Genomic DNA, 22,266 nt, shown 5'->3' on the forward strand with positions numbered 1-22,266 from the left:
CACTTTGAAGAAGCACCGAAAGCGTCGTTAGTGAGTAATACTATCCGAGACAGTGTCAAGTCATTGGGAAAATTGGATGGAGCTTTATAAAGTCAATATATTGCTCCGGAAACGGAAGTGCAATATTCTTACTCAATCTATTGCCTCGACCTGATAGCGGTAAATTCGGATATTTGGGGACCAGTAGTCGGATGCTAAGCCGGCTTTTTGTTTTAAATGCCGTAAAAATTGTTCGGGCTGCGGTAATGACTCCCATACTGACGGCAAAAAAGTGCCGCGTAGATGACCTTCTTCTAAAACCAAGCCATCAATGCCGGGCTGCAACTGGGATAGTAAATCCTGTTCAGAGCTAAACGATACCGGCTCAGCAGGCGTGAGGATGGACAAATGTATTTCCAGGTTTTCCAATTCATAGGCTTGCAGCGGTGGAAATCGAGGATCTTTAAAGGCGGCGCAAAACGCATTTTCAGCAACATCTTCGGCTAGCGGTTTGACCGCCACCAGCTTGCCAATACAGCCGCGTAATTGATGATTTATCTTCAAAGTAACAAAGGTGGTGCGAAGTTCTGTCAATTCCGCAGGATAATTGTTCAAATCAATTTTTAGCGATTGTCCTGTTTGAAGCCCATGTTGAATAGAGTTTTTCGCCAACTCCAGCAGGCGTTGGCGATTCGCCTCATTCAATGACATAAGCACCGTAGCCGACCACTCTGGATTTATCTCCGGCGGTATCGCCGGAGTTACGTAGATCAATGTTGGTGACCGACAGCGACTTTTTTTGAGCCAGTTTCAACAAACCGCTGACAGGCACTTTACCGCAAGCGGATTCGGAGGTGAGCCGGTCATATTCCAGCTGTTCTATGACTTGGCTGGTTGATTTATCCATCTGTTGGGCTGTTGCATAATCATGATAATGGCTCAGGTCGGAACTGATCACAATCAGCGTTTCATCACCGCCCCACAGCGCATCAAGCACCTGACTGACTTGTTCCGAGGATGCTTCGCCGGCAACAATGGGCACGATTTTAAAATTATCCAGCACTTCTTGTAAAAAAGGCAGATGCACTTCCAGGCTATGTTCATAAGTATGGGCTTGCTCAATGTATTCGACAAAGGGTAGTTGGACTATGGCCTGCACTGCGGCTTGATCTACAAGGACGCGTCCCAGCGGCGTGGTAAATGTTTCCGCTCTGCTCACGGCCAAGCCCCTGAAAGCGACGCGATGAGAGGGGCCGATAAGAATCACGCGGGTTATTTGAGCATGGGCATTTTTTAACCGGGTATAAGCGCTTGCGGCGATTGGGCCGGAATAAATATAGCCGGCATGAGGCACGATGATCGCTTTGGGGGCTTTTTCATCGGTCGCCGCATTATTCAAAAACTGCTCCAGCATCAAATGGAGCTGTTTGGGATTTGCAGGATAAAAAGAACCTGCTACGGCGGGCTGTCTATTCATTAGCTTGTCCTATTATTTAATCTATACAGCTTCAGGGAGCAGGATAGCAGATGGAGATACTCTCTGCGGCTAGCAACCCCTGGTAGCGTTTTTTGGAATTTCAGTCCGCAAGATAGTAACACTTAATTACTAACAAGTTATTAGCAACCATTCAGCTGTGAAAAGCACTCTACAGCACAAACCGACACGTTATCGCGGCACGGGATGATAGAATCAAAGTCACCTGTCATCTATACGTATCACTACCTATATATGCGAAAGTCATTTATTTTGTCCCGGTGATAAGTCATGCTAAAAAACAGAAACCTTAGGATTCGAATAAAAGCCCCAGTTCGCTCTCTATAGAATGGCTGAGCTATTTAAATAAGTTTTCATGCGCTTTTGTTACACGAATAAAGTGGCAGCTTTTACTATTTATATAGACAGGAGAATAATCATGACTGATTTTGTTACGAACGATACTGTAAAAACCCGTTACTGGCATATTTTGGCGGATGGCCGTGTGCAATGCGACCTTTGTCCCAGATTCTGCAAACTGCACAAAGGCCAGCGCGGTCTGTGCTTTGTCAGGCAGAATCTGGATGACCAGATTGTGATGACCAGTTACGGCCGTTCCAGCGGCTTTGCGATTGATCCTATCGAAAAGAAACCGCTGAACCATTTTTTACCCGGCACCTCGGTATTTTCTTTTGGCACCGCCGGTTGCAATCTGGCCTGCAACTTTTGCCAGAATTGGGACATCAGCAAATCGCGGGAAATGGACACCCTGATGAGCAAGGCATCGCCCGACGCCATTGCACAGGCGGCACGGGATAACGGTTGTCACAGCGTCGCCTATACCTATAACGATCCGGTGGTTTTCCATGAATATGCGATTGATACCGCCCAGGCCTGTCGAAGCCTGGGCATAAAATCGGTGGCGGTATCCGCAGGTTATGTCTGCGCCGAGCCCAGGGTCGAGTTTTATCAATACATGGACGCGGCCAATATTGACTTAAAAGCTTTCACCGAAAAGTTTTATTACAAAATTGCCGGTGGGCATCTGGAACCGGTATTGGAAACGATTAAATATATCAAGCATGAAACATCGGTTTGGCTGGAGCTGACTACCCTGATTATTCCTGATGAAAATGACTCGGAAGCGGAACTGGAAGCGATGACGCAATGGGTCGTAGAGAATCTGGGACCCGATGTGCCGATGCATTTTACCGCGTTCCACCCGGACTGGAAGATGCGTAATAAGCCGCCTACGCCGCTTTCATCGCTATTGCTGGCGCGACAAATCGCGTTAAAAAACGGGATGCATTATGCCTATGTGGGTAATGTGCATGATAAAGCCGAGCAGAGCACTTATTGCCACAGTTGCAAAAATCTGCTGATAGGCCGCGACTGGTACGAATTGTCCGACTGGAATCTGGATGCGTCAGGAAATTGCCGCTTTTGCGGTGAGCGTTGTGCGGGGGTGTTTAATCCGGAGCATGGGAACTGGGGAGCGAAGCGAAAATCGGTTGTTATGGGTTGATCGGGATGGGTAATGCCGGAAGCTGATAAGTTGGGCCGTAAAAAAGATACAGCCCAACTGACGCAGTTTTATCTAAAGCGAATCGCCAATATATTTTTTATAAAAAGGCCAGGTTTTAACATGCAGATGTTTCCTGATCGGGGACTTAATAACCGATACGCATAAAGCGATAGAAAACAAACACCAAACCGCCGCATATTCGTTGGGATCGGTCGTGGTAATGTCGGAAATAAACGGGCCGATTAAATAATGGAAACCCACGAAACGCCAGGAGCCGTACATAAGCGGCAGATAAAAAGCGACCACGATATAAGTAAACGCATGCAAGCCCCAGTTAAAGCCGAACAACCAGCCGACAGGATCTGACATCAAACCATTTAATGGCATCTGCCAAGCGATATGCCAGGAGCCGGAAGTGGAACAAACGCTCGGTCCGCAAAAACCTTCGACGCCGATATTGCACGAACCCGCCCAGGCAAAAGGATACATCTTGATCAGCATGAACAGCGTGCCGATCGCGCAAATGGTATAAACCGTCGTCCGGATTTTCAGTTTGACGCTTTCCGGGATGAAATACATCGCCACCATGTTGACGAAAAACGGCTGGAACGAGACATGCAAATAACCCAGCAGCGTGAGTATCTGATTGCTCGGATTGTCGCATAAATCGATATAAACGTAAGTTGCTGCCTGCAATAATTCCATTAAGGCAAAATAAGTTAGCGGAATCCAGAGCTCTTTTGATTCCCCTTGTTTGATCGCAACATAAGCTGCGGTACTAAGACCTGCGACGGCTAAAACGCCTGACGCTTCACCACTCCAACACATATAACTGACCTTTTTTTAATTATTAAATACTGTCTACTGATAAACAGGCAGCAGTAATGTTTTTATTGGCTATGCATTGGATGGGTGTGTTTCTATTGAAAATCAACAGCCAACGCAGCTATAGCCTTGTTTTTATAACCCGCCGGCAGGAACATTACGCGATCGAAACAAACGGTTGTAAACCCGCCCATTGTATTACAAATAGCCGGGAATTGAGAAAGGTAATCCATTTTCCTTGAGACTTGGAAGAAAGGTTTCGAATAGGCAGCTAAATGCCTTTATAACCGGAAGTAATCGGGTAACGCCGGTCGCGGCCGAATGCCCTGTCGGTAATCCTGATGCCCGGCGGAGATTGCCTACGTTTATATTCGTTGCGGTCTACCAAACTGATGGCTCTTGCTACATCTTCGCGCCTGAATCCGGCAGCGATGATTTGATCGGCGGATTGATCTTTTTCGATATAACGCTCCAGAATCGGGTCCAGCACGTCGTAAGGCGGCAAAGAGTCGGCATCGACTTGGTCGGGAGCCAACTCAGCAGATGGCGGGCGGGTAATGACCCGTTCCGGTATCACCGGAGATAACGAATTGCGGTATTGCGCCAAGCGGTAGACCAGCATCTTGGGTACATCTTTGATCGGCGCAAAGCCGCCGGACATATCGCCGTATAGCGTCGCGTAACCGACGCTCATTTCACTTTTGTTGCCGGTGGTTAATAACAGCTTGCCCTGCTTGTTCGACAGCGCCATTAAAATCACGCCCCGGCAACGCGCCTGAATGTTTTCTTCGGTAGCATCTTTGGCCGTACCGGAAAAAATATCGGCCAGCATGCCGGTAAAGGCATTAACCGCGGGTTCTATCGGAATGGTATGGTAGTGCACGCCCAAGGCTTTTGCTTCCAGTACCGCATCTTCGTTGCTCATGTCTTGCGTATAGCGTGACGGCAGCAGCACGGCTTCGACTTTATCTGCGCCCAACGCATCGACGGCCAAAGCCAGAACCAGCGCCGAATCGATACCGCCGGACAAGCCCAAGATGGCTCCCTGAAAGCCATTTTTGCGTACATAATCTTTAATGCCCAGCACCAGGGCCTGATACTCGCTGGAGATTTCAATATAAGACGGCGCACAGGTATTTTTTACCGGGTGATTGCCGGCAAACTCGACTACGCTGATTTGCTCTTTAAACTCCGCAGCACGAAAGACGATGTCTCCTTGGGCATCAACAACAAAAGATGCGCCGTCGAAGATCAATTCATCCTGGCCGCCGACCTGGTTGACATAAACCAACGGGATTTGCGCGGCTTTAACCTGGCTGCAAATAACAGCTTCGCGTTGATGGATTTTTCCCGAGTTAAACGGCGAGGCGTTAATGGTCAGCAGTAATTCCGCTCCTGCTTGTTGGGTATCTTCAATAATGCCGGGACGCCAAACATCTTCGCAAATGGTCAGCCCTATAAACGTGCCGTTGAACTCAAATACGCACGGCTGGTTGCCCGCCGTAAAATAACGTTGCTCATCGAATACGCCGTAATTGGGCAAAGCCCGTTTGCGGTAACAGGCCAGTATAGCGCCTTGGTGTAGCACCGCTACGCTATTGTAAAGCTTGTCGCCGTCGCGTTCGGGAAAGCCGACGACCAGTGCAATGCCGGCAACGCGGTCGGCGAGTTGATAAAGCGCGTTATTGGCGGCGTTAATAAAATCGGGGCGCAATAACAGGTCTTCCGCCGGATAGCCGGTCAGGGTCAGTTCAGGAAAGACGATCATATCCGCGCCCAATTCGTCTCGGGCGTGTATGGCGGCGCGGGCGATGTTGTCGACATTGGCGAATATATCGCCGACCAGGAAATTGGTTTGGGCCAGGGCTATTTTTAGAGTCATTGAAAGTGCAAAATTAAAAGGTGCTGGCTACTTGTTGTCATTTAGGAAATCTTTAGCTTGTTTTCTTTCATTTTGGATTGCTAAGGGCTGCGCACATTTGCGCTGTCTCGTTTGATTATGATTAGTATGATTATCATTCATGACTGAAATCTCTCTCCATGCTTTGCTTGATAGATAAGTATTCGCCAACTTGTAGATTGGCACCCAAAAGAATGTTTGAGATTTTTCCAATGACGTCACGAACGTTACGAAGGTTAATGCGGCTGATACCGGGTAGCGATGGTTTTCCATCTTTGTCTTGAGGGTATCGGAAAGCCATAGAGCTGGGATCGACTTCCGAGAACTCATTTATGAGGCGGCCGATCTCTTTAAGTTCAGCTACCGAATCACCGGGTGATATGTCCGAAAGAAGTTTGTGACAAACCTCCCACAGTTTGTCGATCCGGTGGTTTTTAGGAAAATCGCCGGAGATGTCTTGAAGGTGACGGGATTGACGAATGAGGTCTTTTATTGCAAGTTCGAGGTATTGCCGATAGAGAAACAGTACCGGATAAACCAAGGTATCTTGGGAGGCCTTGCGTTCGTCAATGTGCTTGACAAGCAGATCGGCTGCTTCTTGGTATCCATCGGCGTAAAGGCTCCAACCGTTGGGATACCAGTTAAGGCATGCGTTGTTCCACCAGTCATCCGGCGAAGAGAAAAGATTATCATCAGGTGATGGCAGCAGTGGCAGAGAGAGAGGCTCAAGCGATTCCACGCAATCAACGGGTAGTATGGGATCAGTCATGCCATATTCTATCTTCACAAACACCCCTTCATCGCCACACCAATATCAGTCGGCGAGCTCACCACCTCAATCCCCGCCGCTTTAAGCGCGGCGACTTTGCCTTCCGCCGTGCCTTTGCCGCCGGTCACAATTGCACCGGCATGGCCCATGCGTTTGCCGGGAGGCGCGGTTTGTCCTGCGATATAGGCAACCACAGGTTTGGTGACATGGGCTTTGATATAGTCTGCGGCCTCTTCCTCTTCGCCGCCGCCGATTTCGCCGACCATTACGATGCCTTTGGTTTGGTCATCAGCTTGAAAACGGCTCAGCACATCGACGAAGTTCATGCCGTGTATCGGATCGCCGCCGATGCCGACACAGGTGCTTTGTCCCAAGCCTTGTGCTGTGGTTTGATGCACCGATTCATAGGTCAAGGTGCCGGAGCGCGACACAATGCCGATCAATCCGGGCAGATGAATATGGCCGGGCATGATGCCGATTTTGCATTCGCCGGGCGTGATCACGCCGGGGCAGTTGGGGCCGACCAGCAAAACGCCGGTACCGGCCATCGCTGCCTTAACTCGCAGCATTTGCAATATCGGAATGCCTTCGGTGATGCAGACGATCAGTTTAATCCCGGCATCGACCGCTTCCAGAATCGCATCGGCGGCATAAAAAGGCGGTACGTAAATGACGCTGGCGGTGGCGCCTGTGTCGTTTACTGCATCCTGTACGGTATTGAATACCGGCAAACCCAAATGGGTTTCGCCGCCGCGTTCCGGGGTAACGCCGCCGACTAATCGCGTGCCGTAATCCAGCGCTTGCTGGGAATGAAAAGTGCCTTGTTTGCCGGTAAAACCCTGGCAAATCACTTTGGTGTCTTTGTTGATTAAAATGCTCATGCGGCCTCCGCCAATGCAACGACTTGTTCTGCGGCGTGCGCCAAATCATCGGCCGCATATAGATTCAATCCTGTGTTGCTCAGCAAGGCCCGGCCCTGCTCGGCATTGGTGCCTTCCAGCCGCACAACCACCGGCACGGCGACATGCACCTGTTCGACGGCGGCTAAAATACCCGCCGCGATAATGTCGCACTGGACGATACCACCGAAAATATTCACCAAGACCGCTTTGACGCTGTGATCCGACAGGATCAGCTTGAACGCCTCGCAGACTTTTTCAACGCTGGTACCGCCGCCAACATCGAGAAAATTGGCTGGTTGCCCGCCTTTCAATTTGACCAAATCCATGGTCGCCATCGCGAGTCCCGCGCCGTTGACCATGCAGCCGATATTGCCTTCCAAAGTGATGTAATTCAGTCCGAATTGTTGGGCTTTATTTTCTTTTTCGTCTTCCTGAGCAGCATCTTTCATTGCGCCTATATCAGGATGGGCTTCAACCGCGTTATCGTCGAAATTAATCTTGGCATCCAGCGCGATCAGCTCGCCGCTGTCGGTTTCTATCAGTGGATTAATTTCAATCTGGCTGGCGTCCTTGGCTAAAAACAGGTCGTACAAGCCTTGCATGATTTTTCCTAAGGCTTTGATCTGCGCTCCTTTAAGCCCCAAAGCGTAGGCGACTTTCCTGCATTGATAACCTTGTAAGCCGGCGGCAGGATGAACGGGAACCGAGATAATCTGTTCCGGCGTTTCGTGGGCGACGGTTTCGATATCCATGCCGCCCGCTGCCGAGGCAATAAAAATAATGCGCTCGCTGCCCCGGTCAACCAACACGCTCAGATACAATTCGCGTTTGATCGGGTAAGTTTTTTCTACCAGTACCGAGTTAATCGGCAATCCTTCTGCGCCGGTTTGGTTGGTCACCAGCCGTTTGCCAAGCATGTCCTTGCTGAACGCGGCTACTTCAGCCGGACTTTTGGCCAGCTTAACGCCACCGACTTTACCCCGACCGCCGGCATGAACCTGGGCTTTAACCACCCAGCCGTCACCGCCCAGTTCTTCGGCAACCCGCTCGGCGCTTTCGGGCGATGTTGCATGCTTACCATCAGGCACAGGTATGGAGTAATGCAAAAATAACTGCTTAGCCTGATATTCATGAATATTCATTAATTACTCCTTGGATTAACCGGCAAAGTCCGGCGGGTATTTTTCACACACGATAACAACTAAATGCTACGATTAAACGCTCTATTGAGCATTTTAACGAAGTCCCTGCAAAACGCCATTTTAAAAATAAACATGCCGCCAAATACCAACGAGACTATCTTTCCGTGCCCTTTTTCCAAAGGTTACGGTATTCCGGCCCAGCAAGCCTGGATGTTGTTAAAGGTTTTTTTAGGTTACCGACTGATTTTGGCCGGTATATTTATCGCTTTGTTTTACAGTTACACAGATTCTTCATTGCTAGGCACTTACGATAGCCGATTATTCGTCTACAGCAGCCAATGCTATCTGATTCTCTCAATCCTATCCGGTATTTGCATAGCTTGGCGGCTCACAAGCTACACCACGCAAGCGCAATTGCTGATTTTTACAGATATACTCATCCTAACCTTGATAATGCACGCTTCCGGCGGCGTTAACAGCGGCATGGGGACTTTGCTTGCTGTGTCCATCGCGGCTGGCGGATTATTAATCGGAGGCCGCTGTGCGATGCTTTTTGCCGCGATGGCCAGTTTGTCCGTGCTGACCGAGCAAGTCGTTGCCGATTACTCGCACAGCTTTGATTCGACCTCTTACGCCAATGCCGGAATGCTGGGCGCAGCATTTTTTACCATCGCCTTGCTGTCGTATATCCTGGCAAAACGTAGCGAGCAGATCTTCCAGCTTGCCGATCAACAACAACAAACCATTATTAAACTGGAAGATCTCAACAAATACATTATCCAACATCTGCAATCGGGCATTATTATCGCCAACAAGCAGCAAGCCATTCAGATGGCCAATGAGTCTGCATTACGGTTGGCAAATTTATCGGCATTGCCGGTCAAGCTTGGCGACATTTCGGCCTATTTGGCTGAGGCGTTTCATATTTGGTTATCCGATCAGGAACAAAACCTTGTGTTGCTGCAACTGCCGAATCAGTCCGAAATTCATATCCGGTTCATGCCGCTGCCGACCGGGCATGAGTTTTTTTATATGATTATTCTGGAAGATATTGCGCTTTATAATCAGCAGGTGCAACAAAGCAAGCTTGCATCGCTGGGCCGGCTCACCGCCAGCATTGCCCACGAAATACGCAACCCGTTAGGGGCTATCAGTCATGCCGGGCAATTGCTTTCGGAAAACCCGTTGTTATCTGTCCAGGATCGGCGGCTGACAGAAATCATTCAGACCCATTCAATTCGCGTCAACCATATTATTGAAGATATTTTACAACTTTCCCGAAGAAACGATTCAAGGCGGGAAAAAATTCGTCTGAAGCCGTGGCTGGACAATTACCTGAAAAATTTCACACTTGAACATGCTGTTAATATGGATGCATTCAAGTTATTACATCCTGGTGAATCTTTGTGCGCGTTTATAGATCCCAACCATTTAAGGCAGATTATGGACAACTTGTGCCGGAATGCACTGAAATACGGCAAGCCTGAGACCGGGCCGATAATTTTACGTGCTTTTGCGATACAGCAAGCACCTTGCATCGAGGTCATTGATAACGGTTCCGGCATCAGCAGCGAGCACCAGAGCCATTTATTTGAGCCCTTCTTTACCACATCTTCCAGTGGCACAGGATTAGGGCTGTATATTTCAAGAGAATTAGCCGAATTAAATCAGGCAAAATTGAGCTATTATTTGGCTGATAATCATCGGAGCAGTTTTCGGCTCTGTTTGTTGAATGCGGAACAGACCCTAATTGATATATGAATAAACCATCGGCATTGATTGTAGACGACGAACCCGATATCCGTGAGCTGTTGGAAATCACTCTTAACAGGATGAATATCGAAACATTCTGCGCTGAAAATATTGCTCAGGCCAAGACATTATTACAGCAAAAATCCCTCGATCTTTGCTTGACCGATATGAAGCTGCCCGACGGCAACGGTCTTGAGTTGGTTGACTTTATACAAACACTGCCGATCCCGATAGCGGTTGCCGTTATTACCGCACACGGTAATATGGAGTCGGCGATTTTGGCGATGAAAAAAGGCGCTTTTGATTTTGTTTCCAAGCCGGTTGATTTGCCCGCATTGCGTCTGCTTGTTAACAATGCCTTAAAGCTTTCCGTTACCGGTTCTGTCAAAGAGAGACGAACAAGGCACACGCTATTAGGTGATTCATTAATCATGCAGGAGATCAGGGCCAAAATAGAAAAACTCGCCCGCAGCCAGGCGCCGGTCTATATCAGCGGCGAATCAGGTTCGGGTAAAGAGCTGGTTGCGAAGCTGATTCATCAGCAAAGTTCCCGTAGCGACCATGCTTTTGTCGCGATTAACTGCGGAGCGATCCCGCACGAGCTGATGGAAAGTGAATTTTTCGGCCATAAAAAAGGCAGTTTCACCGGGGCTGTCAGCGACAAAAAAGGCTTTTTCCAGGCGGCGGAAGGAGGCACTTTATTTCTTGATGAAGTCGCCGATTTGCCATTGTCCCTGCAAGTCAAGCTACTGCGCGCGATACAGGAAAAAAAAATCCGTCCCGTTGGCGAGCAGCAGGAAATCCCGGTCGATATTCGTTTGCTCAGCGCTACCCATAAAAATCTTAACGATATGGTTCGGGACGGCAGTTTCAGGCAGGATTTATATTACCGGATCAATGTCATCGATCTTCTCGTTCCGCCTTTACGAGAACGGCCTGACGATATTCCCGTTCTTGTCGACCATATATTAGCCAAGCTGACCGGTGCCAACAAACAGGATAGGCCAAGCTTATCGGCATCAGCATTAACGGCATTGCAACGATATCATTTTCCGGGCAATGTTCGAGAGCTTGAAAATATCCTCGAAAGAGCTCTAGCGTTGTATGAAGGCAGCAGCATAGAAAGGGATGATTTGAACCTGCCGATAGATGCGCATAATGCGGCTAAATCGACGGAATATGGTACAGCGTTGGAGTCGCTGGAAGATCATTTGGAAAAAATCGAAAGAAAAGCCATCACTGTTGCGTTGGAAGACAATAACTGGAACAAAACAGCCACCGCCAAACAGCTGGGGCTCTCTTTCAGATCGTTACGCTATCGCTTGAAACAGCTGGATATGGATCATTAACACCGAAAACCACACCAATCCCTCCAAAGCCAATATTTTTGACTCTCCTGTCATCGCTGCCAGTTGGCACACTAAGGTGGCCAAAAATGTGAACCGATTCACACTTTTTACTGGATAGCTGCATTAACGTCCGAATTCATCATGTTGTAATAAAGGTGATCTACCCTTGTCGCATTTTCAATATGAAGGGAAGTCAATGTTAGATCAATCCTTATTAAACCAATCGAGAGCGGGACTGTCTGAAATTGAGGCGGAATATATCGCCAGCAGTCTGCTAAAACTCTGTCCTACGGTATCGCCCCAACAAACTAATCTTGAAGTGACGAAATTGTTGGATGAGCATCACGACCTGATTTCTATTGCTGTGGTAGAGAATGGCAAGCCGGTTGGTTTGATTAGCCGTAATATTTTTATGGAAGGCATGGCTAAACCTTTCCATCATGATTTATTCGACCGGAAAAGCTGTATTGCCTTCATGGACAAAAGTCCGCTTATTGTCGATCAAAACATGAGCATTCAAACGCTCAGTTTTAAAGTGTTGGGTTCCGGTCGTAAAACCATCAACGACGGATTTATTATCACCGATGAACAAGGCGATTACCTGGGGCTTGGCACCGGAGAGGATTTAATTAAAGTGGTGTCTTTCTTACAGGCGGAAAAAAACCGTTTGGTAACAGAAAGCATTAATTACGCAAGTATCATCCAAAAGTCCTTCCTGCGTTCGTCAAGAGAAGACATGAGCGTCGTATTGCAAGACTACTTCATGCACTGGGAGCCGCGGGACAAAGTAGGCGGGGATTATTATTTCTGCAAAAAATTTGATGACGGTTTCTTTCTCGCATTGATCGATTGCACGGGACATGGCGTTCCCGGTGCATTTATGACGCTGATCATGGCTTCTTTCCTCGATCATATTTTGCTTGACGATAATCGTCACGACCCAGCCGGTGCGCTGGCGATAATGAATAAAAAGGTCAAGATGGCGCTTGGACAGATCAATGAAGCGGGTACTGAAGGCATTGATTTCGACAGGTTTTCTTCCGCGCAGAACGGACAATCCGATGACGGTATGGACACGGCTTTCTGCTGGGTCAATACTAAAAACGATACCCTCACTTATGCCGGGGCTAAAACACCTTTATTTTATATAGGCAACGAATCATCCGACGTACATTTGCTGGACCCTGATCGTAAAGGCGTAGGCTATATCGATACGCCGATGGATTATCAATGGACCAATCAACAGCTCCAGCTAACCAAAGGGATGTGTCTTTACCTGACTACCGACGGGATCATCGATCAGATTGGCGGATTAAAAAAAATCGCTTTCGGCAAAAAACGCTTTTCGGGGCTGATTCAGGAAAATTACCTCAAACCTATGCCGGAGCAAGAGTCAATTGTCATGCAAGCCTATTATGACTATCAGGGAAAACAAAAGCGTCGTGACGATGTCTGCCTGATGGGATTCAGATTTTAATTAACCGGAAAATTTTATGCTGATCGATCTGTTTACAGTATTCCGCGAAGAGGCGGATGCTAACGGTATTGTTTTTTATTATAGCGGTATTCTTTCACAGAATGTGATTACAACCATGAGCGATTCTTTAAAACAAAAATTGCAAATTCAGGATGAAAAGGGAGCAAGGTCTCGCAAGGTATTCTCCACTTTTATCGAGATGATACAAAATGCGATGCATTACTCACCCGGTATGCCCGATTCTGACGATACCAAAGAAGGCTCTGTTATTGTCGGCAAAAAAGAAGACAGATATTTTATTATTTGCGCAAATTTTATTCAAAAACAGCATGAAGGACGTATACGCGACAAGATTGACCCGATCCTGGAAATGAGCGCCGACGAAATCAGGCAAGCTTATCGCAGCCAATTGAAAAATGATCAGCACAGTGCCGACACAATCAGCAAAGGTGCAGGTCTGGGATTTTTAACACTGGCAAGAGATTCAGCCGAACCTATCCAATACGCTATCAGAGATGCAGTAGGGTATGAAGATGAATTGTCTTGTTTTTATCTGAAAGCCACTATTTAAGGGGAACTGTCATGACCGATTTATACATTCCAGCAACTTCCGATACACCTGAAATTAACTTTAAATTTTCAAACAACACACTGAGCATGTCCGGTGAAGCGTATCCTGAAAACGGTGTTGAGTTTTTCCGTCCTATTCTTCGGCAATTGCAAAGCCATTTAAAATCACTTAACGGCGATCCTGTTGAATTTAATTTTCAGCTCACTTATTTCAACAGCGTCAGTACTAAGATTTTTTACAGCATGTTTGAGTTATTGAACGAATATGCCAAAAATCATCCGAATTGTGTTTTATTGAACTGGCACCATGATGAAGAAGACGACACGATTCTGGAATTGGGACAGGATGTTCAGGAAGACTTTACCTGGATTGATTTCAACGCGATAGTGTTAGCGTAGCGACAGAAACAGTTCATAAAAAAAGGGAGGCGATGCCTCCCTTTACATTTGCAGTTATCTAAGTCTTACGCCTTATATTTATCCATGGCTTCCAGTTTTGCTATAGCCTCTTTTATTTTCGCGTCAACCTCGGCATTCAGTTCGTTAGCGGTATAGACCTTTTCCAACAAGCTTTCTGTAACCAAGGCCTCTTTTATCCAGCGTTTGGTAAATCGGTAATTGCTATAAGCCGTAGCAACTTCTCCTGTTTTTGGGTCTTTTAAGCCGGTGCTCTGCGCCGCGGCCACAGCAGTGGTTTTTTTAGCGGTTGCTGCGGGTTTGGCTGTAGTTGCCTTTGGAGCTTTAGTTGCCGTTGCTTTGGGCGCTGCTGCTTTAGCTGTTGTTACCGGTTTGGCGGCTACAGGGGGGGCTGTTTGGGTTACCGCCTTAGGGGCAACAGTTTTAGCGGCAGCCGGTTTAATTTCGGCTGGTTTTTCTGTTGCGACCGCAGCCTGAGCCTTTGATTGTTCCGCGGGTGCTGCCTGTACTTCAGGTTCTGCCGCCGGCGCTTTGGATTTAGCAGTTGTTTTCTGTTCGCCTATAATCGCATAAACAACATAAGCGACAAAAATAGTAGTTAATATAAATAACCCTTCAGTCATAATGGCTCTCCACCTCTTTAAAAATTAATTTTTATTATTACTGCTTTGAAATTAAGCGTCGTTGCTCAGCAGGTAACCCGTATTGCCAGTGCCGGAATATACCAGAAGCCGGTAGCCAGGGAAAACTCTAATTCGAAAAACTGCAAATCTGCCAGATGCTTAGGACGAAGTCCGGCAATTACCAGCATGTCTGCTTTTTTGCCAGTTTGGGTAAATCGGCACGCAAGCCCATTGCGTAACGGTTAAAATAAGCTTTGACCAGTGCGGTGTTATTAACCCGGTTCATTCCCTCTGAACGCAGGCCGACAAAGGGCTGTGCGGTCACGCTGTAGGTCTTGTTGAGCAGATCCATGCTCGACATCATCATCAAATTATCGCCTTTGCGCCAGCGTTCGTAGCGACGCAAGAAGCGTGAGCTGGATAACGGCCTTTTTTCCTGCCGGGTCTGAATGACCAGCTCCGCAATGGCTGCGGCATCCAATAACCCGGCATTGACGCCTTGCCCGGCCAGAGGGTGCATCGCATGAGCGGCATCGCCACAGACCGCAAAACGCTGATCGACATAGCGGTTTGCATATTGAAAGCGTAAAGGAAATGCGGCCCGTGGACCTACGTCCAGCATTTTACCCAGAATACCGCCGGAGGCTTGCTCCAGAACATGCAGGAAGTCTTCGTCGGCAAGCGCCAAATGGCTTTTTGACGTTTCCGAACTCAGGGTCCAAACAATCGAACACTGCCCGTTTTTTAGCGGTAAGAAAGCCAACGGCCCTTCATCGAGAAACCGCTGCCATGCGGTGAACTGATGACTCTTTTCAGTGCTTACCGTAGCGACCAGGCCGTCCTGATGATATTCCCAGCCGGTAACGTCGATGCCCGCCATTGTTCTTAATGCAGAATCACGGCCGTCGGCGGCAATTACCAAATCAGCTTCAAGGATTCGGCCGTCTTCCAGGCGTAACTGCCGACCGTGTTCGTTAAGCTGCATATCGACAACTTTTGCCGGGGTAATGCAAGTGGCCGAGGGCAGGGTATCCAGCACATCCCAAAGGGCGGCAACGGTGACTCTGTTTTCGACCAAATGTCCGAGTTCGGGGAAGTCGGTGTCGGCGCAATCAAAATGCAGTTCCCCACCGCCGCGAGCATCCCATACCCGCATGTCCCGATAAGCGCAAACGCCGCGCTGCACCATGCCCGGCCATGCGCCTAACATTTCGAGAATATTCTGGGAGGCTTTGGTTAAAGCGGAGACGCGAATATCGATAGGCTCCGGCGGCCACTGTCTTTCCGGGTTAAAAGTTTCCAGCAATGCAACCTTAATGCCGCCATGAGCCAGCGCGCAAGCTGTTGCTGCTCCCACCATGCCGCCGCCGACGACAATTACTTCATAATGTTCGGTCACTGCGTTATCTCCTGTTGCCCAATCTGGGCATGCGTCCGGCCAATCCCATCGCATGACGGGTCAGCATGGATTTTGCGGCAGGAATATGATCCAGTATCGCCAAGCCGATATTCCTGGCGGCAGCCAATGCCAGCCAATCGTTGGAAAATATTTTCACTACGCTATTGGTAAAGCCGATAGTCCGGTCATGATCTTTTTGCCTTGAGTCAGCGTAAGCCGCTAAAAAACCGGCGTCGCCAATGTCTTGACCTGCCTGATGCTGCTTGATGATCATTTCGGCCAGTTGCACAACGTCGCGCAACCCTAAGTTAAACCCCTGTCCGGCAACCGGATGCAACTGATGCACCGCATTGCCGATGACCACGGTTCGATCTGCGGTCATTTTTTCGGCGCGGATCAGTGACAGCGGGAACGCTCGCCGAGGGGCTGCCAAACTTAGCTCGCCCAGTCTATAGCCGAAACATTGCTGAAGCTCGGCCAAAAAGTCCGCCTCGCTGCCGGACATCAGTGCATCCGCATCTTCGCTGGTGCGCGTCCAGACCACGGCGCAATGATCAATATCGACAGGCAGCATGGCCAACGGCCCTGAAGCGGTAAAACGCTCGAATGCGACATTTTTATGGGGAAGGGATGTTTTAACCGTGGTGACCAGAGCTGTTTGTCCGTATTCGGTGATGTGCCGGGGTATTTCCAGCAGATTGCGCACCGAGGAGTTGCCGCCGTCCGCGCCAACCAGCAGTTTGGCCGATATGTTTAACGATTCATCGCCGCGTTTCAGACTGATGTTGACGGCATCATTACCGGCCATCAAGCCGACCAGCCGGGCAGGGCAAATCAGTTCTATACTACTTTCCTTAACCAAGCCGGCGACATGCGCTTCAATGTCTCTTGCGGTAATCACATAGCCCAGCGCTTCCACATTTTCTTTTTGCGCCGAAAGCCGGGTTTTACCGAAATGGCCCTGATCGGAAATATGGATATCTTTGATTGCTGTGGCGGCTTGGCTGATACCCTGCCAAATGCCCAGTGCCTCAAGCATTTTTACGGTACCGGCGGCCAAAGCCAAGGCCCTGTCACCGGCGGGAGAATTATGATGTTGTTCGCGGGTGCTTGCTTCGACTATTGCAATTTTCAACCCGGTTTCTTTTAATGCCAGCGCCAGACAGTTACCTGCCAGGCCGCCGCCGGAAATCAATAAGTCATAATCATGTTGCATCAGCTCGCCTGCATTAAGCTTTCAATTTCGGCAATGGTTTTGGGTACGCCGCCGGTCAAAATCTCATGCCCCTCGGCGGTTACCAGCACATCGTCTTCAATGCGTATGCCGATGCCGCGCCATTGTTCGTCAACGGTCAGGCAATCCTCAGGAATATACAATCCCGGCTCGATGGTCAGTACCATGCCGGCTTCCAGTAAACGCCATTCTTTATCCAGCTTATAGTCGCCGACATCATGCACATCCATGCCCAGCCAGTGGCCGATCCTGTGCATGTAAAACTGTTTGTATTTTTCATCCTTGATCAGCTTGGACACCTTGCCTTTCAGTAATCCCAGTGTTACCAGTCCTTTAGTGAGCACCTCAACCGACGCTTCATGCGCCAAATGCCACGGTAAGCCCGGCTTGATCTGTTCGATTGCCGCCGCCTGGGCATCCAGGACCAATTGATAAAGCTGTTTTTGCGGATCGCTAAAACGTCCTGAAACCGGAAACGTGCGGGTAATATCGGCGGCGTAATGGTCGCACTCGGCACCGGCATCGATTAACAGTAAATCGCCGCTTTTTAATTTATCGGCATTTTCAGTGTAATGCAGTACGCAGGCATTTTTTCCTCCGGCGACAATCGAAGGGTAAGCAACCGCACGCAGGCCGCCCTGGATAAAGTTATAAATGATTTCCGCTTCTACCTGATACTCATACAGTCCGGGTTGGCATTTTTGCATGGCCTTAACATGAGCGCTGGCGGATACGTCAGCGGCCCGGCGCATCAGCTTGAGCTCTTCAGGACTCTTGAATAGCCGCATTTCGTGCAGGATATGCTCCAGTGAAGCCAGCTCTCCCGGCGCAGTAACGCCGCTTCTGGACTGGCTGCGGATATGGTTTATCCAGACCAGCAAATTGTGGTCAAGGTCGGAATCCCGTCCTATCGGATAATAGACCTTGCCTTTGTCTTCCAGCATGCCGGGCAAAATATCGTCCAGGTCGTCAATCGGAAAAGAATCGTCCGCCTTATAATGCGTGGTCGCGCCTTCGAGACCGGCATGTGCGCCTTCCCACAGGGCCTTTTTCTCATCGAATTCCCGGCAGAACAAGATATATTCGCCTTGTTTGCGGCCGGGAATAAAAACGGCCAAAGAATCCGGTTCATTAAAGCCGGTTAAATAATAAAAGTCGCTATCCTGCCGGAACGGGTAATTGACATCCCGGTTGCGGGCTCGAACTGCTGCGCTGCCGATCAGTGCAATATTGCCTTTGCCGATGTGCTGCATTAATAGCTTGCGGCGTTTTTTAAATTCACTTTGTTTCATGTTTAATCAGGTAAGTTTCAAGGTAAAAGGTTCAAGACGTTTTTGATCTTGAACTTTTTTGATTTAATTCGCTCCGCAGCAATAACACAGCCGATCTCATGTATTCGGTAATTTCCATAAAATCGCTCTCATCTTCTTCGCCTTCAGCTTCGGTATCCAACTTGGTGAATTCGATAATGTCTTTTAGTATTTCCCTGGCTTCCTTGGACAAGTCGGAGGTGGCATGGGTAAAACCCACGCCCAGTAAAAAGCCCTGGCACCAGTAAGTCAGGGCTTCAACCTGCTCACCCAATAATGCGTCATCGCCGGGTAAAAGTAAGTCAAATTCAAATTCATCGCTAACCAATAAGTCTCGGGTATCTTCGAACAAATGGACCAAGGTCGTCCGCTCATCATCAGCTACGGGTGTTCCATGCTGAAACAGCTCGGTTAGCCATTCAGCACTTTGTGCCTGCTCATTGGCGCATAACATGCCGGTCGCCATGCCGTGAGCGTGCGCCGCCGATAGTTCGGCATCGCTATGTACAACTATTGCATTAATTACTTGGTAAGTCATAAATCCCACATAATAATTTCACTATCGCGGACTAAAAATATCGCTTATGCTACCATGATCATTAACTTGGATAATATTTGTTAATCTTGAATCGCTTGGTAAAGACGCAAAATGGCGCATCTTTACTTGCTCGCAACAACCTAGTTACCACCATGACAGAATTAAATCAATCTTTAGAGTTAAAAGACCTCGAAGACAAGCTGGATCAGCTTATCGAGCAGTACAACCATGTGAAAAATGAAAACAGTTCGCTGAAAACCAAACAAGATTCATTAGTTCGGGAAAAGGCCAAACTTTTAGAAAAAACCACTTTGGCCAGAACTCGGGTTGAAGCGATGATTACTCGTCTAAAAGCAATGGAGAACGGATCATGAACAAGAAACTCCAGCCTGTGTCGCTGACCATTATGGGCAAAGAATATAAAATTGCCTGTGCGCCGGACGAGCAAAGCGACCTGATTAGGTCGGCGGGACAGCTTGATATGCAAATGCGTCAAATGAGGGATTCCGGCAAGGTGGCCGGCGCAGACAGGATCGCGGTTATGGCGGCGCTTAATTTGGCGCACGAGTTACAAATGATAAAAAGCCAAAATGCCGCACTTAACCAAACATTGAATGAATGTCTGGCGAAAATGACTCACAAGATAGAAAACGTTTTAGAAAATCAGTAAACACGATAAACTATTGTCTTGCATTTCCTGCAGCGTTCGAGAGTGTGCTGGGTGTTTCCTGAACCTGTTTTTACCCCGGGGGCGGATACCAGTATTGGTGAGCATGCCCGTTTTATACGGGAAGCCTGATTTACCGGCCATGTCCCCACTTGAACCTTCGGTTCAAGGACGAAAGCACATTACGGCGCAGGCGGGAGATGCACCATAACATCTCATAAAGAAATCCCCATGAACTACTGGCTAATGAAATCCGAACCCGATACGTTCGGGATTAACGATCTTTACAACATGCCTAACCAGACCGAACATTGGGATGGTGTACGTAATTATCAGGCCAGAAATATGATGCGGGATGACATGAAACTGGGCGACCAGGTTTTCTTTTATCATTCCAATTGCAGCATGCCCGGCATCGTCGGCATTATGGAAATCGTCAAAGAAGGCTACCCCGATTTTTCCGCCTTCGATCCGGACGACAAGCATTTCGATCCTAAAAGCGATCCTGAACATCCTCGCTGGATCATGGTTGACATTAAATATGTCAGAACCCTGTCCCGCACCATCACCCTACAAGAATTAAAGCACGAAGAAGCTTTGGTAGACCTCGCGCTGGTCAGGCGCGGTAATCGATTATCCATTATGCCGGTAAGCAAAGATCAGTGGGAGTTTATTCTTTCACTGGAATAAAGCAGCAAGCTTAACTGATAAAATTTACGAATATATGCAGGTCAGGCCAAGCGGCCTTAAGACTTAGTTAAATTGGCTTGCCTATGAAACAATTGAATAATTCACCGGCCTCGATAAAAACAAGAATATGCTTAATATTGAAAGGACAATGATAAGAGATGTTTTAGTGATCCAAGTTCGATCGGTATTGTCCTTGTTAATCCCTTTGCAAGCGCTCTATACGTTTCTCACAATAAACCGCTGCACTGCTCCTGCTTCCCCTTCTTCATCATTAGAAGCGGACTTCATGCAATTACGCGGTTGTCATGTCCGATAAGATTATGGCTAACAGTTATGCGATTATTCTTGCCGGCGGCAGCGGCAGTCGCCTTTGGCCGCTTTCCCGAACATTGCGCCCGAAGCAATTGCTTCCTCTCAACGGAGAGCAAACATTGCTGCAACAAACGGCATGCCGTTTACTCAAGCATGTGGATGCCGGATGCTTGTTGACGGTAACGCACCAGGATCACAAGTTTGAGGTAAAAGGGCAGTTGGCAGAAGTCGACGCACAGCTTCCTGCGGCGGTATTGGCCGAACCTTGTGCCCGCAATACATTGCCTGCGATTGCATGGGCCGTGTGGGAAATTTTCAAGCAGGACCCGGAGGCGATAGTCGGCGTTTTTCCTTCCGATCACGCGATCGGCGACGAACAAGGTTTTCTTTCGGCCTGGCAATCGGCCGAGTTGGCGGCGGCGCAAGGTTATCTGGTATTGCTGGGTATTACACCCTCCGAGCCGGCAACCGGTTACGGCTATATTCAGCCTGCGGAGTCTTTGGGACTCAACGCAGCCGATCCGGTTTTGAGTGTGTCCCGATTTGTTGAAAAACCGGATCTTGAGAACGCAAAACGCTTTGTCGAAAACGGCTATTTGTGGAACAGCGGCATGTTTGTATTCCGGGCGGGCGATTTTATGCACATGCTGGAATGCCATCAGCCGGAAATTCATCATGCAATAACATCAATGTCGGGAATGGCCGTGGTGGAAGCCTCTTATGACCAGCTGCCGAATCTATCCATTGACTATGGTTTAGCGGAAAAAGAGAAAAAAGTGGCGGTCGTGCCTGTTTCGATGGACTGGAGCGATCTTGGCAGCTGGGAGTCAATCTATCAGCATCGCGGCAAAGATGAATCGGGAAATATCACGCAAGGCGATGTCCTGACGCTGGATACGCAAGACAGTCTGCTATGGAGTTCGAACGGTCTGCTGGCCACGTTGGGCGTACAGAATATTGCAGTGATTCAGACCGCGGATGCGACGCTAATTTGCGACCGCAATCGCACCGAGGACATCAAGCAACTGGTCGCGCAGGTACAGACAACCCATCCGCATTTGACTGAAACGCATTTGACCGTGCATCGCCCCTGGGGAATCTACACGGTTTTGGAACAAGGCCCCAACTTCAAGATCAAGTGTATTATGGTTAATCCGGGCGCCAAGCTTTCGATGCAAATGCATAAACACCGCTCCGAGCATTGGGTTGTGGTCTCCGGCACCGCTAAAATCACCAATGGTACGCAGCAAATCCAACTGGAAGCCAACCAGTCGACTTATATTCCCAAGACCCACCGGCACCGTCTGGAAAATCCCGGCACTCTTCCGTTGCAAATTATCGAAGTGCAATGCGGCGAGTATGTCGGCGAAGACGATATTGTGCGTTTCGATGACACTTACGACAGAGCTTAA

Annotated in this window: 22 protein-coding genes and 1 other RNA gene; 11 read left to right on the forward strand and 12 right to left on the reverse strand. The window is 48.6% G+C overall.

All coding sequences use genetic code 11. From position 1 onward, the window contains the following. Window positions 1–132: 132 nt before the first annotated feature. Together amrA and amrB are read right to left on the reverse strand one after the other, a co-directional pair. Complete coding sequence (gene amrA / locus V7051_RS05450; protein WP_333873929.1) at window positions 133–690, reverse strand: AmmeMemoRadiSam system protein A; 558 nt, start codon at window positions 688–690, stop codon at window positions 133–135. Then, on the reverse strand, window positions 677–1,456 hold the full coding sequence (gene amrB / locus V7051_RS05455) for an AmmeMemoRadiSam system protein B (protein WP_333873928.1): 780 nt from the start codon (window positions 1,454–1,456) through the stop codon (window positions 677–679). The genes amrA and amrB overlap by 14 nt, the downstream gene beginning before the upstream one ends. Window positions 1,457–1,892: 436 nt before the next feature. On the opposite strand from amrB, the gene amrS reads away from it, so the two are divergent. Then, window positions 1,893–2,978 (forward strand): AmmeMemoRadiSam system radical SAM enzyme, encoded by a 1,086-nt coding sequence (amrS, locus tag V7051_RS05460; protein WP_333873927.1) that lies wholly within the window; start codon window positions 1,893–1,895, stop codon window positions 2,976–2,978. A 72-nt stretch (window positions 2,979–3,050) separates the two neighbouring features. Here amrS and V7051_RS05465 read toward each other — a convergent pair whose 3' ends face one another. From V7051_RS05465 to sucC, 5 genes are all read right to left on the reverse strand, one after another. Further along, window positions 3,051–3,806: a DUF5765 domain-containing protein gene (locus V7051_RS05465; RefSeq protein WP_333873926.1), complete on the reverse strand. Its 756-nt coding sequence runs from the start codon at window positions 3,804–3,806 to the stop codon at window positions 3,051–3,053. A 268-nt stretch (window positions 3,807–4,074) separates the two neighbouring features. After that, window positions 4,075–5,685, reverse strand: a complete 1,611-nt coding sequence (locus V7051_RS05470; protein WP_333873925.1) for an NAD+ synthase — start codon at window positions 5,683–5,685, stop codon at window positions 4,075–4,077. A gap of 133 nt (window positions 5,686–5,818) precedes the next feature. Then, the gene (locus V7051_RS05475; RefSeq protein ID WP_333873924.1) at window positions 5,819–6,472 is read right to left on the reverse strand and encodes a hypothetical protein; all 654 of its coding nucleotides are present in this window, start codon (window positions 6,470–6,472) and stop codon (window positions 5,819–5,821) included. Window positions 6,473–6,486: 14 nt separating this feature from the next. Beyond that, window positions 6,487–7,353 carry a succinate--CoA ligase subunit alpha gene (gene sucD, locus V7051_RS05480; RefSeq protein ID WP_333873923.1) on the reverse strand — a complete coding sequence of 289 codons (867 nt, stop codon included), beginning with the start codon at window positions 7,351–7,353 and terminating at the stop codon, window positions 6,487–6,489. Then, window positions 7,350–8,516: an ADP-forming succinate--CoA ligase subunit beta gene (sucC, locus tag V7051_RS05485; protein WP_333873922.1), complete on the reverse strand. Its 1,167-nt coding sequence runs from the start codon at window positions 8,514–8,516 to the stop codon at window positions 7,350–7,352. The genes sucD and sucC overlap by 4 nt, the downstream gene beginning before the upstream one ends. Window positions 8,517–8,579: 63 nt before the next feature. Between sucC and V7051_RS05490 the strand changes: the two genes are divergently transcribed. From V7051_RS05490 to V7051_RS05510, 5 genes are all read left to right on the forward strand, one after another. Continuing rightward, complete coding sequence (locus V7051_RS05490; RefSeq protein WP_333873921.1) at window positions 8,580–10,277, forward strand: sensor histidine kinase; 1,698 nt, start codon at window positions 8,580–8,582, stop codon at window positions 10,275–10,277. Next, window positions 10,274–11,617 (forward strand): sigma-54-dependent transcriptional regulator, encoded by a 1,344-nt coding sequence (locus tag V7051_RS05495; protein WP_333873920.1) that lies wholly within the window; start codon window positions 10,274–10,276, stop codon window positions 11,615–11,617. The genes V7051_RS05490 and V7051_RS05495 overlap by 4 nt, the downstream gene beginning before the upstream one ends. A gap of 196 nt (window positions 11,618–11,813) precedes the next feature. Further along, entirely contained in the window at window positions 11,814–13,094 is a 1,281-nt protein-coding gene (locus V7051_RS05500; protein ID WP_333873919.1) for a SpoIIE family protein phosphatase, read from the forward strand. 16 nt (window positions 13,095–13,110) lie between these two features. Further along, the gene (locus tag V7051_RS05505; protein WP_333873918.1) at window positions 13,111–13,665 is read left to right on the forward strand and encodes a SiaB family protein kinase; all 555 of its coding nucleotides are present in this window, start codon (window positions 13,111–13,113) and stop codon (window positions 13,663–13,665) included. Between the two features lie 11 nt (window positions 13,666–13,676). Continuing rightward, entirely contained in the window at window positions 13,677–14,063 is a 387-nt protein-coding gene (locus V7051_RS05510) for a DUF1987 domain-containing protein (RefSeq protein WP_333873917.1), read from the forward strand. Between the two features lie 65 nt (window positions 14,064–14,128). Here V7051_RS05510 and V7051_RS05515 read toward each other — a convergent pair whose 3' ends face one another. The 5 genes from V7051_RS05515 to V7051_RS05535 form a co-directional block, all read right to left on the reverse strand. Beyond that, window positions 14,129–14,704, reverse strand: coding sequence for a hypothetical protein (locus tag V7051_RS05515; RefSeq protein ID WP_333873916.1), 576 nt, complete (start codon window positions 14,702–14,704; stop codon window positions 14,129–14,131). A 178-nt stretch (window positions 14,705–14,882) separates the two neighbouring features. Next, window positions 14,883–16,103, reverse strand: a complete 1,221-nt coding sequence (locus V7051_RS05520; protein WP_333873915.1) for a UbiH/UbiF/VisC/COQ6 family ubiquinone biosynthesis hydroxylase — start codon at window positions 16,101–16,103, stop codon at window positions 14,883–14,885. A 4-nt stretch (window positions 16,104–16,107) separates the two neighbouring features. Further along, entirely contained in the window at window positions 16,108–17,319 is a 1,212-nt protein-coding gene (ubiH, locus tag V7051_RS05525; RefSeq protein WP_333873914.1) for a 2-octaprenyl-6-methoxyphenyl hydroxylase, read from the reverse strand. Continuing rightward, complete coding sequence (gene pepP / locus V7051_RS05530; RefSeq protein ID WP_333873913.1) at window positions 17,319–18,629, reverse strand: Xaa-Pro aminopeptidase; 1,311 nt, start codon at window positions 18,627–18,629, stop codon at window positions 17,319–17,321. Before pepP ends, ubiH begins: the two co-directional genes overlap by 1 nt. A gap of 31 nt (window positions 18,630–18,660) precedes the next feature. Then, complete coding sequence (locus V7051_RS05535) at window positions 18,661–19,185, reverse strand: UPF0149 family protein (protein ID WP_333873912.1); 525 nt, start codon at window positions 19,183–19,185, stop codon at window positions 18,661–18,663. Between the two features lie 152 nt (window positions 19,186–19,337). Between V7051_RS05535 and V7051_RS05540 the strand changes: the two genes are divergently transcribed. The 5 genes from V7051_RS05540 (at window position 19,338) to V7051_RS05560 (ending at window position 22,266) form a co-directional block, all read left to right on the forward strand. Further along, on the forward strand, window positions 19,338–19,559 hold the full coding sequence (locus V7051_RS05540) for a TIGR02449 family protein (protein ID WP_333873976.1): 222 nt from the start codon (window positions 19,338–19,340) through the stop codon (window positions 19,557–19,559). Next, a complete protein-coding gene (locus tag V7051_RS05545; protein ID WP_333873911.1) occupies window positions 19,556–19,855 on the forward strand; it encodes a cell division protein ZapA in 300 nt (99 codons plus the stop codon). Before V7051_RS05540 ends, V7051_RS05545 begins: the two co-directional genes overlap by 4 nt. Before the next feature lie 21 nt (window positions 19,856–19,876). Continuing rightward, a non-coding RNA gene (ssrS, locus tag V7051_RS05550) (6S RNA) lies at window positions 19,877–20,056 on the forward strand. A gap of 27 nt (window positions 20,057–20,083) precedes the next feature. Beyond that, entirely contained in the window at window positions 20,084–20,542 is a 459-nt protein-coding gene (locus tag V7051_RS05555) for an EVE domain-containing protein (RefSeq protein WP_333873910.1), read from the forward strand. A gap of 305 nt (window positions 20,543–20,847) precedes the next feature. Further along, window positions 20,848–22,266: a mannose-1-phosphate guanylyltransferase/mannose-6-phosphate isomerase gene (locus tag V7051_RS05560; protein ID WP_333873909.1), complete on the forward strand. Its 1,419-nt coding sequence runs from the start codon at window positions 20,848–20,850 to the stop codon at window positions 22,264–22,266.

The sequence above is a fragment of the Methylobacter sp. genome (genome assembly GCF_036845245.1).
Classification (GTDB): domain Bacteria; phylum Pseudomonadota; class Gammaproteobacteria; order Methylococcales; family Methylomonadaceae; genus Methylobacter_A.

Bases quoted from the DNA above. Each gene is read 5' to 3' on its own strand.
- V7051_RS05545 (WP_333873911.1), top strand. From the start codon at position 19,556: ATGAACAAGAAACTCCAGCCTGTGTCGCTGACCATTATGGGCAAAGAA.
- V7051_RS05560 (WP_333873909.1), top strand. From the start codon at position 20,848: ATGTCCGATAAGATTATGGCTAACAGTTATGCGATTATTCTTGCCGGC.
- V7051_RS05470 (WP_333873925.1), bottom strand. From the start codon at position 5,685: ATGACTCTAAAAATAGCCCTGGCCCAAACCAATTTCCTGGTCGGCGAT.
- ubiH (WP_333873914.1), bottom strand. From the start codon at position 17,319: ATGCAACATGATTATGACTTATTGATTTCCGGCGGCGGCCTGGCAGGT.
- sucD (WP_333873923.1), bottom strand. From the start codon at position 7,353: ATGAGCATTTTAATCAACAAAGACACCAAAGTGATTTGCCAGGGTTTT.
- V7051_RS05555 (WP_333873910.1), top strand. From the start codon at position 20,084: ATGAACTACTGGCTAATGAAATCCGAACCCGATACGTTCGGGATTAAC.
- V7051_RS05475 (WP_333873924.1), bottom strand. From the start codon at position 6,472: ATGACTGATCCCATACTACCCGTTGATTGCGTGGAATCGCTTGAGCCT.
- V7051_RS05465 (WP_333873926.1), bottom strand. From the start codon at position 3,806: ATGTGTTGGAGTGGTGAAGCGTCAGGCGTTTTAGCCGTCGCAGGTCTT.
- V7051_RS05495 (WP_333873920.1), top strand. From the start codon at position 10,274: ATGAATAAACCATCGGCATTGATTGTAGACGACGAACCCGATATCCGT.
- amrA (WP_333873929.1), bottom strand. From the start codon at position 690: ATGTCATTGAATGAGGCGAATCGCCAACGCCTGCTGGAGTTGGCGAAA.
- V7051_RS05500 (WP_333873919.1), top strand. From the start codon at position 11,814: ATGTTAGATCAATCCTTATTAAACCAATCGAGAGCGGGACTGTCTGAA.
- V7051_RS05540 (WP_333873976.1), top strand. From the start codon at position 19,338: ATGACAGAATTAAATCAATCTTTAGAGTTAAAAGACCTCGAAGACAAG.
- V7051_RS05505 (WP_333873918.1), top strand. From the start codon at position 13,111: ATGCTGATCGATCTGTTTACAGTATTCCGCGAAGAGGCGGATGCTAAC.
- V7051_RS05515 (WP_333873916.1), bottom strand. From the start codon at position 14,704: ATGACTGAAGGGTTATTTATATTAACTACTATTTTTGTCGCTTATGTT.
- V7051_RS05490 (WP_333873921.1), top strand. From the start codon at position 8,580: ATGCTACGATTAAACGCTCTATTGAGCATTTTAACGAAGTCCCTGCAA.
- pepP (WP_333873913.1), bottom strand. From the start codon at position 18,629: ATGAAACAAAGTGAATTTAAAAAACGCCGCAAGCTATTAATGCAGCAC.
- sucC (WP_333873922.1), bottom strand. From the start codon at position 8,516: ATGAATATTCATGAATATCAGGCTAAGCAGTTATTTTTGCATTACTCC.
- amrS (WP_333873927.1), top strand. From the start codon at position 1,893: ATGACTGATTTTGTTACGAACGATACTGTAAAAACCCGTTACTGGCAT.
- V7051_RS05510 (WP_333873917.1), top strand. From the start codon at position 13,677: ATGACCGATTTATACATTCCAGCAACTTCCGATACACCTGAAATTAAC.
- V7051_RS05535 (WP_333873912.1), bottom strand. From the start codon at position 19,185: ATGACTTACCAAGTAATTAATGCAATAGTTGTACATAGCGATGCCGAA.
- amrB (WP_333873928.1), bottom strand. From the start codon at position 1,456: ATGAATAGACAGCCCGCCGTAGCAGGTTCTTTTTATCCTGCAAATCCC.